We start from the raw sequence: 12,795 nt of genomic DNA, 5'->3' as shown, positions 1-12,795 counted from the left end.
TCGTCGTCTTCGTGCTTGGCTGCGTCTGTCGAGCGTCCGTCGGCGGCCTGGCGGAGCCTGCGCAAAATCGCCCACCGGGGTGAGCGAAACCCTCTTGACAATACCCTTGCCGGTAGATAAGGCGCCCGTCAGGTTCGTGGGCCCGACATCCCTCTCGGGACATGAAACAATCGGACTGGCTCACCGGTATCAACAGCGAGCAGGAGACACAGCACGATGCGTATCGGAGTTCTCACCGCAGGCGGCGACTGCCCCGGCCTGAACGCCGTGATCCGGTCGGTCGTGCACCGTGCCGTCGCACAGTACGGCGACGAGGTGATCGGCTTCGAGGACGGGTACGCGGGGCTGCTGGACGGCCACTACCGCAGCCTCGACCTGGAGGCGGTCAGCGGCATCCTGGCCCGCGGCGGCACCATCCTGGGCTCGTCCCGGCTGGAGCGCGACCGGCTGCGCGAGGCCTGCGAGAGCGCCCCCGACATCGCCCGCGACTTCGGCATCGACGCGCTGATCCCGATCGGCGGCGAGGGCACGCTGACGGCGGCCCGCATGCTGTCGGACGCGGGCCTGCCCGTGGTCGGCGTACCGAAGACCATCGACAACGACATCTCGTCCACGGACCGGACGTTCGGCTTCGACACGGCGGTCGGCGTCGCCACGGAGGCCATGGACCGCCTGAAGACCACGGCGGAGTCCCACCAGCGCGTGATGGTCGTCGAGGTCATGGGCCGCCACGCGGGCTGGATCGCGCTGGAGTCCGGCATGGCCGCCGGCGCCCACGGCATCTGCCTGCCCGAGCGGCCCTTCGACCCCGCCCTCCTCGTCAAGATGGTCGAGGAGCGCTTCGCGCGCGGCAAGAAGTTCGCGGTGATCTGCGTCGCCGAGGGCGCCCACCCGGCCGACGGCAGCATGGATTACGGCAAGGGCGAGATCGACCAGTTCGGCCACGAGCGCTTCCAGGGCATCGGCACGGCACTGGCCTTCGAACTGGAGCGCCGCCTCGGCAAGGAGGCCAAGCCGGTCATCCTCGGCCACGTCCAGCGTGGTGGTGTGCCGACGGCGTACGACCGTGTCCTCGCCACCCGCTTCGGCTGGCACGCGGTGGAGGCCGCCCATCAGGGGCATTTCGGCAGGATGACCGCGCTGCGCGGGACCGACGTCGTGATGGTGCCGCTGGCGGAGGCGGTGACCGAGTTGAAGACGGTGCCGAAGGACCGCATGGACGAGGCCGAGTCCGTCTTCTGAGGGGTTGTACCGACCCCAGGATGAATGGCCCGTTCACAGACGGTCCATCGGGACGCTTCAGGTGCGTCGCCGAGGTTGGGGTCCATGCACGGACACCGACAACGCACCCCTGAGGCCGAACACAGCCGCCGCTGGTTCATGAACAAGGCGCTGCTGGCCGGCGGCGTCGCCGCGACGGCCACCATGACCGGCTGCTCCAACGGCTCGTCCGACTCGACGAGCACCGCCTCCGCCGCCCCGAGCGCCATGCCCTCGGGCGGGCCGGGTGGAGGCGGCGGCATGGGCCCCGGAGCCACCCAGGTCAAGTACGCCGACGTCAAGGGCGTCACCACCGACGGCGACGTCGTCGAGGACCTGTTCTCGGTCCACTCCACCGGTGTTTCCACGGACGCGCTGGTCAAGGCGGGGCAGGCCTTCCTCGACGGGCTGTCCACCAAGGAACGCCGGTCCTGCACGTTCGACGTCGACGCCGACGAATGGACGGCTTGGAGCAACGTCGACGGCTACGAACGCAAGGGCGTACGGGTGGGCGACCTGACCACCGAGCAGCGTGACCTCGGCTACGCCCTGCTCGGCGCGGCCCTGTCCGCCGAAGGGCTCAAGCAGACCCGCGGCATCATGAAGCTCAACGGACTTCTCGGCGAATCCCGGGGCGGGGGCCAGGAGACCCTCACCGAGGGCCACTACTTCTTCACCTTCATGAGCACCCCGTCGACGACGAAGCCCTGGGGCTTCCAGTTCGAGGGCCACCATGTCGCCATCAACTACTTCGTCCTGGGCGACCAGGTCGTCATGACGCCGACCTTCATGGGGTCGGAGCCGACCTCGGCCACCTACCAGGGCGAGAAGATCACCCTGTTCCGTCCGGAGACGAAGGCCGGCCTGGCCATGGTGCGCTCCCTGAACACCACCCAGCGGGCCAAGGCGGTCTCCGCACAGGCCAACGGCAACGAGGACATGAAGTCCGGCCCCGGCCAGGACAACCTGAAGCTCGCCCACGAGGGTCTGCCCGGGGCCGACCTCACCTCCGCGCAGCGGCAGAAGCTCCTGGACCTCGTCGGTGTGTACGTCGGCTACGCCAACGAGGGGCACGCCGAGGTCAAGATGACCGAGGTCGCGGAGCATCTGGACGACACGTACTTCTACTGGATGGGTGAGACGAAGGACGACTCCGCCTTCTACTACCGGGTGCACAGCCCGGTCATCCTGATCGAGTACGACGCGCAGGCCCCGCTTTTCTGGAACGAGAACTCCTCGGCCGGCCCCACTGCGAGCTCCGGCTCGGGCGGCATGGGCATGGGTGGCGGGGAGCCTTCCCAGCAGCACATCCACACCATGATCCGCACGCCCAACGGCGGCGACTACGGCGTGGACCTGCTGAAGCTGCACCTGGAGAACGACCACTGAAACGACTGAGACGTCAGGTGGCGTCCCCCTGGATGGTCCTCCAGAAGTGCTCCACGATCCGGTCCAGGAACTCACGGCCGGCCGCGCTGGAGTCGCCCCCGCCACCGCCCCAGCTGAGCGTGGCGGTCATCTGCCCCTGGTAGTTCTGGTGCAGCTCCTGAAGGGCGTCCTCCAGGAGCCGCCGGTCCAGGGGCACCATCTTCCCGACCGGGCGCACGTACGCCTGCCAGCGCGTCGTCACGGCACTGCGCAGCAGGTCGGCCAGTTTCGCGTCACGGCCGGTGACGGTGATGAAGTCCGGGACGGTCAGGCCGAGGACGTCGGCGAGGGCGGCGGACTGACGCTCGGTGCCCTGCCAGTCGTCGCTCTCCTCCATGCGGAGGTACGTGCCGAGGTCGTGCCCGACGGTGCGGGCCACGTCCTCGGGGGCGAGGCCACGGGCGATGCGATGTTCGCGCAATGTCCGGGGCTTGCCGAGCAGTTCACTGGGCGAGCACCACAGCACGCCCGCCAGAGCGGTCAGCTCGCTGTTGTCCGGGGCCGCGATCTCGCGTTCCCAGGCGAGGACGAGGTCCTCGGTGACGTAAGGGAGTCCGTACGAGGTCCGCATGCCGTAGGCGACGTGCTCGGGCCGCATGTTGAGGGCGGCGCGCAGTCTGCGGGCGGCGGGGGCGTTGAAGGGGGGAGTGGGCGGGGTACGGCGGCTGGAGCGGTTGTGGGGCTGGTTCGGTTGGGCTTGGGGTCGGCGCACGGGGCACAACGTAGGGCGGCCGGAGTGGGGTGACTACGGTCTGTTCGGCCAGGATCACGGATTGTAGGAAAGTACGGCTACTGGCGGGTTGGACGTCGGTCCGCGCTGGCTGAAGATCGTCTGTCGAGCGGAGCGGGGTGGCGGACAGGATGGCGCGGGGCGTCACGGAGACGGCCTCGAAAGGCGGTGACCGACGGTGAACGGCAAGCTCAATGGGCATATTCGCGAGCGTCTCCTCGCTCCGAACTTCTGGCACCTGGCGACGGTGGACCCGGACGGGATGCCGCAGGTTTCGCCCATGTGGGCGGACATCGAAGACGAGTACGTCATGGTCAACACGTCCATGGGGCGCGTGAAGGTGGACAACCTGCGGCTCAATCCCAACGTTTCGCTGTCCCACATCGACACCGAGCACCCCTACGACCGGGCCGAGATCCGGGGGCGGGTGGTCCGTTTCGTGGCGGGCGAGGCGGCCGAGCGGGCCATGGACCGGCTGGCACGGAAGTACATCGGGGAGGAGCGGTATCCGTGGCTCCTCCCCGGGGAGCGGCGGGTGATGCTGCTGATCGAGCCGGTGCGGGTGCGGAGGGTCGTGGGGGTGGAGCCGTTTCGGGCGGGGGTGCTGTCGGGGGCGGAGACGGAGGTCGCGTCAGAGTAGGTGGTCGGCCTTGCCGGCCTTGATGTCGCGGATGAGAGTGCGGAGGGCTTCGCGGCTGTCGGTGAGGTAGGTGTCTTCCTGGCCGGCGATGGTTATGTAGGCGTTGCCGTGGGGGTCGGTGCCTATGCGGAAGCAGTTGGCGCCCTCGCCGCAGAAGGGGTCTTCCCAGGTGATGTCCGGCATGAGGGCTCCTAGAGGTCGTTGGCGAGCGCGTGGATGAAGGTTCGAGAGTCGTCCGGGGCTAGTGCCACTGCCTCGGTCGCGTCGAGTTGGGCCCGGTACTTGGCGAGCTGTGCCTCCGCGTCGATGAACTCAGCGCCGTGCGTGCTGTCCAGCTGCACGGTGTCAAGGCGGGGGACGGCGGCCTCGGCGTGGATCACGGACTGCCCGGCGCCGGGGAAGCCGCCGACCTTGAACGGGATGACCCGGAGAATGACGCTGTCCCCTTCGGACATGCGCAGGAGGTGGTTGAGCTGCCGCCTGGCCACCTTCGGCCCGCCGAACTCCATACGAAGGGCGGCCTCGTGGACGATCGCGTCGAGTGACGGGGGTTCAGGGCGGTCGAGAACCTGCTGTCGATCGATCCGGTGCGCCGTGCGGAGGTCGATGGCCGCCTGGGGCAGGGGCGGGATGACGGCGGCGAAGACGGCACGGCTGTGCTCCTCGGTCTGGAGGAGGCCGGGCAGGTGCACGGTCGTTGCGATGCGCAGGCGGCTGGCATGCCACTCCAGTTCGGCGATGTCCAGGAAGTCGTCGCGGAGTTGGCCCCGGTAGGACTCCCACCATCCCTTCTCGCGGGACCCTGCCATGGCGGCGAGCGCCTCGATGAGCGCCTGGTCCGTGCAGCCGTAGTTGCCCGCGAGCGTACGTACCCGCTCGGGGCTGATGCCGGAGCGGCCGGACTCCATGTTGGGCACGTTGGTGCGCGGGACGCCGAGTAGTCCGGCGGCGCGCTCGGTGGTCATCCCGGCCGCGATGCGCATCCTGCGCAACTCCTCGCCGAGGCGTCGCTGACGCTCCGTCGGTGTATTCCTCGGCGGCATGTGTCCCCTCGTGTCCGGCTCTTGACGGGGTTAGTTTGCCTCTGGGGTGCGTGGTTGGTCCACCGAGCATTCCGCAAAGGGTAGTACGTGTACTCCCTTCATGCCCTACAGTTGGTGACGAGTCGCTTACGGCCTGGCGTCGTCGGAAGTGCATCGCGCGAGCCTGCCTGAGCCCGCGCGACAGGCCACCGACCTTGTCGTGGTTCGTCAAGTACACATCTGCATCAAGGGAGTTGCCATGCATGTCGCCTTGGCCGCCTCGGCCTGTCCCGCCTCCGACGATGTGAGCGAGGCCGCGCCGCCGTCCCCGGAGTCCCTCGCGTACAGCCTCACCCTGCCTGCCGGGCCGATGAGTTCGCGGGTTGCGCGGGCGGCGACTCGCGTTGCCCTGTACGCACACGGGCTGGAGGACATGACCGACGCAGCCGTACAGGTCGTCGGCGAACTCGCCGCGTGCGCATGCCGGTTCACGCCAGGTGCCGAGGTGTATGTGTCGCTGCGGTTCAGGGACGGCGCGCTGCGGGTGATCCTCTACGACGGACATCCCCGGCACAGCCACCCGAAGGTCGTCGCGGCCTGCGATGCGCGGAGGCGGGCGGCGCTACGACTGTTGGGGTGCGTGGTGCGGGCCTGCGAGGGGGAGTGGGGGTTCGGAGAGGCCCGGGAGCCGGGGGGAGGGACGCGGATGTGGGCTGTGGTGGGGAGGGAGGGGGCTCGGGGGTTTGGGGAGGTGGGGGTGGAGGGGTGGGGAGTGACCGGAGGTTGAGTCAGTCCTGCAATTCCGCAGCCAGGGTGCGGGCTTGGGCAGCTTCGCTGGGGGCGTTGGCGCGGGTGTAGACGTCGGCTGCCTGGAGGTAGTGGGTGCGGGCGGCGGCGGGGCTCCCGGCCCTATTATGGGCGGCTGCCAGGTTGCGAAGGGCGTTGCCTGCCCGGTACCAGTCTTCGAGCCCCTCATAGACTCCCAAAGCCGCGCCATGCGCCTCGATCGCCTCCTCCACCCGGCCCGCCTCCCGCAGGGCGAGGCCGAGGTTGTTCCACGCGATGGCCTCGCGGTGGCGGTCCCCGGCGGCCAGGTGCAGGTTGCGCGCGCGGGTGTGTGCCTCGATCGCCTTCTCCACCCGGCCTGCCGCTCGCAGGGCGAGGCCGAGGTTGTTCCACGCGTCGGCCTCGCCGTTGCGGTCCCCGACGGCTTGGTACAAGTCGCGGGCGCGAGTGAGCCCCTCGATCGCTTCCTCCACCCGGCCTGCCGCCCGCAGGGCGAGGCCGAGGTTGTTCCTCGCTCCGGCCTCGCTCTTGCGGTCCCCGCCAAACTGGTACAGGACGAGGGCGCGAATGTAGGCGTCGGCCCCCTCCTCCACCCGGCCGGCCTCCAGCAGGGCGCTGCCGAGGTGGTCGCACGCCATGGCTTCGCCATCACGGTCCCCGGCACGGTCGGCGGCCTCCCGCCAGGCACTGGCAACGGTGATCCAGTCGTCGAAGTACCGCCGCCAGGTCAGATACTCCCCCAGACTTCCGGCCAGCCGCCCCGCCGCCCCCGCGAACCGCTCCTCCCGCGCCCACGACACCGCCGCCACCAGCCCCGCCCGCTCCCCGTCGAACCACGCCAGAGCCTGCCCCCGGTCCCCGAACCGCTCCGGCTCCGCCATCCCCGGCAACCACCGCAACCGATCATCAGCCGCATCCGCCCACCGCACATAGAACCCCAGCACCCGCTCCCGAGCCCCCTCCCCCTCCTCCCGCAACTCCACATCCCCCGCCACCACACCCACCCCGAACGCCCGCACCAAGTCATGCAACCGCCACCGCAGGGCGGGAGTCGCTCTGTCGTTCCCGTCCCCGCCGACGTATCGCACAGGGGTCACGAGGTGCGTAGCGGCCAGATCCTCCAGCAAGCCCAGCGCGGCCTCCAGGTCGAGGTCGGCCAGGGCGCTGATCGCCTCCGTGCCGGTCTCCGTGCCCGGCGCGAGGCAGAGCAGGCGTAGGAGGCGGGCCTGGTCGGGCGGCAGCCGGTGGTACGAGGTCTCCAGTACGGGGCGGAGAACGAGGGAGCGGCCGTACAGATCCGTTCCGGGGCTTCCCTTGTCCAGGACCGTGGTCGGGTCGCCGGCCGCCTGGATCTCGGTCACCAGCGACGCGATGTCCCGATGCCGTCGTCTGCGGAGCATCGCGGCGGCGATCTGGAGGGCGAGGGGGAGGTGGCCGCAGAGGGAGGCCAGTTCGCGGAGGGCGTCCGGTTCCCGCAGCGGGCGCTCGTCGCGTTCGTCGGCGTCGTGGAGGGCGTGGGTCACGAGGGCGATGGAGTCGTCCGGGGGCAGGGTTTCCAGGTCGATGAGGCGGACGGGGAGGGCGTCCGGGCGGTTCCGGGAGGTGATCAGTACCCGGTGGTGGTCCGTGCCGGGCAGGAGCGGCAGGAACTGGGCGGGGTCCGAGGCGTTGTCGAGGATCAGCAGCGTCCGGTCCCGTCGCTCCGCGAGGAGGGCGCGATACGCGTCGTACTGGCGGGGCGAAGTCGGTGGTAGATCCGGGCCCCGCACGCCCAGCGCGTCGAGCAGCGCCAGCACGGCCTGGTCCGCCGTCACCGGGTTCTCGTCGTATCCGCGCAGATCGACGAAGAGTGTTCCGCCGGGGAACCATCCCTCCCTGCTCGCCCGATGCGCCGCCTCCACGGCCAGCGCCGTCTTGCCGATGCCGCCCATGCCGGTGACGGCGAAGATGAGGAGCGGGAGTGCGGCTGTGTCGGCCTCGGTCGGTGCGAGGTGGGGGAGGAGACGGTCCAGCTCGGCGGACCGGCCGGTGAAGCCGGGCGGCCGGGGCGGCAGTGTCGTCGTCGCTCGCGGTACCGGGCCGTGGACGGTGGGCCTAACGCTCCCGTTCGGTCCGCTTGCCGGTGACGGGTGCGTGGAAGGTGGCGCCCCTGAAGTCGATGTGGTCTCCGCCGTACGTCGCTGAGGCGTCGCTGTCGCGTCGATGGGGACGCTCCTCGGCGTCGGCGGAACCTCCGCGCGGCCGGTGCTTGCGCAGCACCGCCACCGCGACCGACGCGGCCTGCGTGGCGGCGAGTTTCTGTGAGCCCGAGGCGTCGGCCTTGTGCTTCTCGGCGTTGGCGCGGTCGCTGATGCCCCGGATGACCAGGGCATCCAACTGGCCGTTCAGGTGGGCCGCGTGGGCGGCGCCGGAGCCTTCCATCTCGATGGCGCACGCGTCGTTGTAGTGCAGCCGGATGTGCTCGGCGAAGGCCGATCTGTCGTCGGCCAGGACGACGTCGCCGACCGCGATCGGCTTCCGGTGCGCAGTTACATCCCGTACGTCCCGCAGGGCGGATCTGGCCGCCTGAACGAGCCGGTGCGAGCCGTGCCAGACCTCGGGCCGGGCGCGGAAGCCCTCCGGCGTCTGCTTGCCGCCGTGGACGGCGTACACCTTTGTGCCGATCACGACGTCACCGATCTCGATGTCGTCCTTGAGCCCGCCCGCGATGCCGACGAAGAGCAGCACCTCCGGGCTGAGCCAGTCGACGATCTGGGTCGTGAGCGCGGCGGCGTTCAGAGCTCCCTCGCCGAGCTCCGCAGCGGCGACGGTCCAGTCCGTGTCCGCGAGCCGGCCCCGTTCGACCCGGGTGCCGGTGACGGGGTGGACGAGTTCCTCCGGCGCTATGAGGTGGGCGCGCACGGCGTCGTATTCGAGCGCGAGGGCGGTGAGGATCACGGCGGTTGGGTTTGTCTCCGGCACCCTTCCAAGGTACTTGCAAGTCATCGGCCCCGGTGGGGCGTTGACGGACCGTGCACCACTCGCACCGCACGGTCCGTAGGGTGTCCTCGCACGCGGAGGGGGAAGGACGTCGTATGCCGGAACAAGACGTGACCGTAGGGCAATTGCTGCTCGCCGAGTACCAGACAGTCAAGGACGAGCAGAAGGCGCGGATCGGTTTCCGGGACAACCTGCTGTACGTGACTTTGGCCGCCGTGGCCGCCGTCATTGCCGCAGCCGCCCAGGCGGAGCAGCCGTCGATGCTGCTCGCGCTGCCGCCGGTGTGTGTCGTGCTCGGGTGGACGTACCTCGTGAACGACCAGAAGATCTCCGCAATCGGCGCCTACGTGCGCGAGGACCTCGGGCCCCGGCTCGCGGAGTTGGCCGAACCCGGCGGCGGATTCGAGGCGTTCGGCTGGGAGACCGCGCATCGCGTGGACGTGCGGCGCAAGTCCCGGAAGGCCATCCAGACAGTGGTGGACCTGACGGCGTTCTGCTTGGTTCCGTTCGCGGTGCTGGTCGTGTTCTGGGCATCCGGCGGGAGCGGGCTGCTCATCGCGGTGTCGGTACTGGAGGCACTCGCCGTGGCCGGGCTCGGCTCGCAGGTGGTGTGGTACGCGAACGGGGCGTGAACTCGCCCTTGGCGCCCTACCTTTGACGTACGCAGCAGACAGCAGATGGGCGCCGGCTCACCGCGCCATTGGGTGCGGGGTGGGCGGGACGGGGGGTATCAGCGGATGGAGGCGGCGCTGCTGGCGGCCCTCGCCGAGGGCGCGGCCGGGGACGGGGGACGCCGGGCCGTGGAGAGGCTGGCACGGGCGGTGGGGCTGGACGCGGGGGCGTCCGCCGCGGACATCGCCGAGGCCGCGACCGATCCCGCGCGCCGGGACGCGGTACGGGAGTGGGGCGAGACCGTGGCCGACCTGCTCGCCCTCGATCCACGGCGCGTCGCCGGTGCCGTCGCGCGGCGTATGGAACGGCACGCGCCGGGCAGCGGCACGTCGTCCTGGTACGACGGTGACCACTCCGACTTCCGCGGCGGCGTCTTCCTGCGCGAGGTGATCGGCGTACAGGTCGTGATCCAGCGGGGCGGGGCCGCCGTACCCGAGGCCCTGGCGGGCCTGCCCCCCAGGCCCGGCGGGTTCACCGGCCGCGAGGAGGAGACAGCCGCCTTGCTGCGTGCCCTGGACCTGCACCTGGACTCGACGGGCGGCGCGCGGTCGGAGGCGTCGGCGGCCCCGGTCCTCGTCGCCGCCGTGTCCGGCCTCGGCGGCGTCGGCAAGACCGCGCTCGCCGTCGAGACCGCCCATCTCGCCTGTTCACAGGGGCGGTTTCCGGGCGGAGTGCTCTTCATCGACTTGCACGGCTACGACCAGGAGCCCGTCACCGCCGACCGGGCCCTTCAGGCACTGCTGCGCGCCCTCGGCACACCGCCGGAGCACATCCCCGCCACGGCGGACGAGAGGACTGCGCTCTACCGCTCGACGCTGGCCGCGCGCGGCCGGGAACGGGGCGCGGTGCTGATCCTGGCCGACAACGCGTCCTCGCCGGACCAGGTACGGCCCCTGCTGCCGGGTGACCCTCAGCACCACGTCCTGGTCACCTCCCGGGACCGGTTGCCCCAACTGGGCGCGAGACTCATCCCCTTGGGGCAGCTCACGCCGAACGAGGCGTACGAACTCCTCGACCGCGCTCTGCGGATCGCCGACCCGGGTGACAGCCGGGTCACCGACCATCCCGACAGCGCTCGGCAACTCGCCGTCCTCTGCGGGCACCTGCCGCTGGCCTTGCAGATCGCGGCCGCCCTGCTGGCGGAGGATCCGGACAAACCGGTGACCGAACTCGTCGCGGAACTCGCCGAGTTCGACAACCTCGACGACGGCGAGCGCAGCGTCCGCGCCGCCTTCGAGCTCTCCTATCGCCGGTTGCCGCCCGAGCAGGCGCGGCTGCTGCGTCTGCTGGCCCTCGCGCCCGGGCCCGAGGTGGGCGACGAGGTCGTCGCCGCGCTGGTGGGAGCCGAGACTCCGCCACTGCGCGACCTGAGGGCGCTGGCCCGTGCGCATCTCGTCGAGCGGGGGAGCGGGCGCACACGGTGGCGGTTGCATGACTTGGTGCGGGCGTTCGGGGTGGGTGTGGTGGCGGGGGATGTGGAGTTGCGGGAGGAGGGGGAGGGGGCTCGGGAGCGGGTGCTGGGGTTCTATGTGCGGTGGGCGGATGCGGCTGATGACCGGTTGCGGTGGTTGCCGGGGATGGCGGAGCCGGAGCGGTTCGGGGACCGGGGGCAGGCTCTGGCGTGGTTCGACGGGGAGCGGGCGGGGCTGGTGGCGGCGGTGTCGTGGGCGCGGGAGGAGCGGTTTGCGAGGGCGGGGGTGCGGCTGGCCGGAAGTCTGGGGGTGTATCTGGCGTGGCGGCGGTACTTTGACGACTGGATCACTGTCGCTGGTGCCGCGCGGGAGGCCGCCGACCGTGCAGGGTACCGCCACGGTGAGGCCATTGCGTGGGGCAACCTCGGCGCCGCCCTGCGGCAGGTGGGCCGGGTGGGGGAGGCGATCGAGGCGCACACCCACGACCGCGACCTGTGCCAGGCCGCCGGGGACCGCGACGGCGAGGCCAGCGCGTGGCACAACCTCGGCATCGCCCTGCGGGAGGCGGGCCGGGTGGGGGAGGCGATCGAGGCGCACACCCACGAGCGCGCCCTCTACCAGGCCTCCGCAAACCGCCACGGCGAGGCCGACGCTTTGAACAGTCTCGGCAACGCAGTGCGGGAGGCGGGCCGGTTGGAGGAGGCGATCGAGGCGCACACGCGCGCCCGTGACCTGTACCAGGCCGCCGGGGACCGCCACCGCGAGGCCTTCGCGTGGAACAACCTCGGCCTCGCGCTGCGGGAGGCGGGCCAGGTGGAGGAGGCGATCGAAGCGCACAGCGGGGCTTTGGGGGTCTATGAGGAGCTCGAAGACTGGTATCGGGCAGGCAACGCCCTCCGCAACCTGGCCGTCGCCCATGAGCAGGCCGGTCGCCCCGCCGCCACCCGCGCCCACTACCTCCAGGCAGCCGATGCCTACACCCGCGCCAACGCCCCCACCGAAGCCCGCACCCGCGCCGGCAACCTCACCCCTTGACCGCCCCACTCAACGCAAACCCTCCACCCAGCCGCCTCGCCACCAGCACATAGAGCAGAATCACCGGGGTCGAGTAGATGATCGAGAACGCCGCCAGCTGCCCGTACACCACCGTCCCCCGATTTCCGAAGAACTCGTTGATGCTCACCGCGGCCGGCATCTGGTCCGGCGTGAGCAGCAGCATGAACGGGACGAAGAAGTTCCCCCACATCATCACGAACGAGAACACCGTCACCACCGCCACCCCGGGCCCCATCAGCGGCAGCACGACCCGCAGCAACGACTGGAGCGACGATGCCCCGTCCGTCCAGGCCGCCTCCTCCAGCTCCTTCGGTACGCCGTCCATGAAGTTCTTCATCAGCCAGATGGCGAACGGCAGTTGAGAGGCGGCGAAGAAGAAGATCGTTCCTTCCATGGTGTCGATGAGGTTCACCTGCACGAACAGGGCATAGACCGGCACCATGATCGCCGTGATCGGCAGGCTCGTCGCGAACAGGATCGTGAGCAGGAACGGGCGGTTGAAGCGGGACCGGAACCGCGACAGCGGGTAGGCGGCGAGCGCCGCGCACGCGACCGTCAGTGCCGTGCCCCCGCCGCACAGGAGCAGGCTGTTGAGCAGCGGTGTGAAGGTGATGTCCGGGGTGAGGACCGCGTCGAAGTTGTCGAGCGTGACGCCGTCCGGGACCTTCACCTGGAGGTCGGCGTTCGTGTCCAGCGAGGACAGGAGCACCCACGCCAGCGGGAGCACGAAGGCAGCGGCCACCACCAGGAGCCCGGCGTCGGCGGCCAGACGGTGAGAGGTGCGTCGGGACGAGAGAGTGCGAGGCATAC

Annotated in this window: 12 protein-coding genes; 6 read left to right on the top strand and 6 right to left on the bottom strand. The window is 70.5% G+C overall.

Features of this window, described 5'->3' with window-relative positions; all coding sequences use genetic code 11:
* Window positions 1–216 precede the first annotated feature (216 nt).
* Window positions 217–1,242 carry an ATP-dependent 6-phosphofructokinase gene (locus ACWGDB_RS39255; protein WP_453826844.1) on the top strand — a complete coding sequence of 342 codons (1,026 nt, stop codon included), beginning with the start codon at window positions 217–219 and terminating at the stop codon, window positions 1,240–1,242.
* A gap of 84 nt (window positions 1,243–1,326) precedes the next feature.
* A complete protein-coding gene (locus tag ACWGDB_RS39250) occupies window positions 1,327–2,649 on the top strand; it encodes a DUF3500 domain-containing protein (protein WP_453826843.1) in 1,323 nt (440 codons plus the stop codon).
* Window positions 2,650–2,662: 13 nt separating this feature from the next.
* Here ACWGDB_RS39250 and ACWGDB_RS39245 read toward each other — a convergent pair whose 3' ends face one another.
* A complete protein-coding gene (locus ACWGDB_RS39245; protein ID WP_453826842.1) occupies window positions 2,663–3,400 on the bottom strand; it encodes a helix-turn-helix domain-containing protein in 738 nt (245 codons plus the stop codon).
* Between the two features lie 196 nt (window positions 3,401–3,596).
* Between ACWGDB_RS39245 and ACWGDB_RS39240 the strand changes: the two genes are divergently transcribed.
* Window positions 3,597–4,058 carry a TIGR03618 family F420-dependent PPOX class oxidoreductase gene (locus tag ACWGDB_RS39240; protein WP_453826840.1) on the top strand — a complete coding sequence of 154 codons (462 nt, stop codon included), beginning with the start codon at window positions 3,597–3,599 and terminating at the stop codon, window positions 4,056–4,058.
* Here the strand turns inward: ACWGDB_RS39240 and ACWGDB_RS39235 are convergent.
* Together ACWGDB_RS39235 and ACWGDB_RS39230 are read right to left on the bottom strand one after the other, a co-directional pair.
* Window positions 4,050–4,241, bottom strand: a complete 192-nt coding sequence (locus ACWGDB_RS39235; RefSeq protein WP_453826839.1) for a hypothetical protein — start codon at window positions 4,239–4,241, stop codon at window positions 4,050–4,052. The genes ACWGDB_RS39240 and ACWGDB_RS39235 overlap by 9 nt on opposite strands.
* Window positions 4,242–4,249: 8 nt before the next feature.
* Window positions 4,250–5,101, bottom strand: a complete 852-nt coding sequence (locus tag ACWGDB_RS39230; RefSeq protein WP_453826838.1) for a helix-turn-helix domain-containing protein — start codon at window positions 5,099–5,101, stop codon at window positions 4,250–4,252.
* 238 nt (window positions 5,102–5,339) lie between these two features.
* On the opposite strand from ACWGDB_RS39230, the gene ACWGDB_RS39225 reads away from it, so the two are divergent.
* On the top strand, window positions 5,340–5,867 hold the full coding sequence (locus tag ACWGDB_RS39225) for an ATP-binding protein (protein WP_453826837.1): 528 nt from the start codon (window positions 5,340–5,342) through the stop codon (window positions 5,865–5,867).
* Between the two features lies 1 nt (window position 5,868).
* Here ACWGDB_RS39225 and ACWGDB_RS39220 read toward each other — a convergent pair whose 3' ends face one another.
* Together ACWGDB_RS39220 and ACWGDB_RS39215 are read right to left on the bottom strand one after the other, a co-directional pair.
* A complete protein-coding gene (locus ACWGDB_RS39220; RefSeq protein WP_453826836.1) occupies window positions 5,869–7,797 on the bottom strand; it encodes a tetratricopeptide repeat protein in 1,929 nt (642 codons plus the stop codon).
* Between the two features lie 163 nt (window positions 7,798–7,960).
* Entirely contained in the window at window positions 7,961–8,827 is an 867-nt protein-coding gene (locus ACWGDB_RS39215; RefSeq protein ID WP_453826835.1) for a 5'-methylthioadenosine/S-adenosylhomocysteine nucleosidase family protein, read from the bottom strand.
* 113 nt (window positions 8,828–8,940) lie between these two features.
* On the opposite strand from ACWGDB_RS39215, the gene ACWGDB_RS39210 reads away from it, so the two are divergent.
* Both ACWGDB_RS39210 and ACWGDB_RS39205 read left to right on the top strand, forming a co-directional pair.
* Entirely contained in the window at window positions 8,941–9,477 is a 537-nt protein-coding gene (locus ACWGDB_RS39210; RefSeq protein ID WP_453826834.1) for a hypothetical protein, read from the top strand.
* 105 nt (window positions 9,478–9,582) lie between these two features.
* Window positions 9,583–11,964, top strand: coding sequence for a tetratricopeptide repeat protein (locus tag ACWGDB_RS39205; RefSeq protein ID WP_453826833.1), 2,382 nt, complete (start codon window positions 9,583–9,585; stop codon window positions 11,962–11,964).
* Here ACWGDB_RS39205 and ACWGDB_RS39200 read toward each other — a convergent pair.
* On the bottom strand, window positions 11,954–12,793 hold the full coding sequence (locus ACWGDB_RS39200; RefSeq protein ID WP_453826832.1) for a carbohydrate ABC transporter permease: 840 nt from the start codon (window positions 12,791–12,793) through the stop codon (window positions 11,954–11,956). The genes ACWGDB_RS39205 and ACWGDB_RS39200 overlap by 11 nt on opposite strands.
* Window positions 12,794–12,795 lie beyond the last annotated feature (2 nt).

It is taken from the genome of Streptomyces sp. NPDC055013, from assembly GCF_053608645.1.
The sequence above is the reverse complement of the archived record's forward strand: the minus strand, read 5'-3'. Positions and strand labels throughout refer to the sequence as shown.

Bases quoted from the DNA above. Each gene is read 5' to 3' on its own strand.
- ACWGDB_RS39255 (WP_453826844.1), top strand. From the start codon at position 217: ATGCGTATCGGAGTTCTCACCGCAGGCGGCGACTGCCCCGGCCTGAAC.
- ACWGDB_RS39250 (WP_453826843.1), top strand. From the start codon at position 1,327: ATGCACGGACACCGACAACGCACCCCTGAGGCCGAACACAGCCGCCGC.
- ACWGDB_RS39235 (WP_453826839.1), bottom strand. From the start codon at position 4,241: ATGCCGGACATCACCTGGGAAGACCCCTTCTGCGGCGAGGGCGCCAAC.
- ACWGDB_RS39230 (WP_453826838.1), bottom strand. From the start codon at position 5,101: ATGCCGCCGAGGAATACACCGACGGAGCGTCAGCGACGCCTCGGCGAG.
- ACWGDB_RS39225 (WP_453826837.1), top strand. From the start codon at position 5,340: ATGCATGTCGCCTTGGCCGCCTCGGCCTGTCCCGCCTCCGACGATGTG.
- ACWGDB_RS39220 (WP_453826836.1), bottom strand. From the start codon at position 7,797: ATGGGCGGCATCGGCAAGACGGCGCTGGCCGTGGAGGCGGCGCATCGG.
- ACWGDB_RS39210 (WP_453826834.1), top strand. From the start codon at position 8,941: ATGCCGGAACAAGACGTGACCGTAGGGCAATTGCTGCTCGCCGAGTAC.
- ACWGDB_RS39205 (WP_453826833.1), top strand. From the start codon at position 9,583: ATGGAGGCGGCGCTGCTGGCGGCCCTCGCCGAGGGCGCGGCCGGGGAC.
- ACWGDB_RS39200 (WP_453826832.1), bottom strand. From the start codon at position 12,793: ATGCCTCGCACTCTCTCGTCCCGACGCACCTCTCACCGTCTGGCCGCC.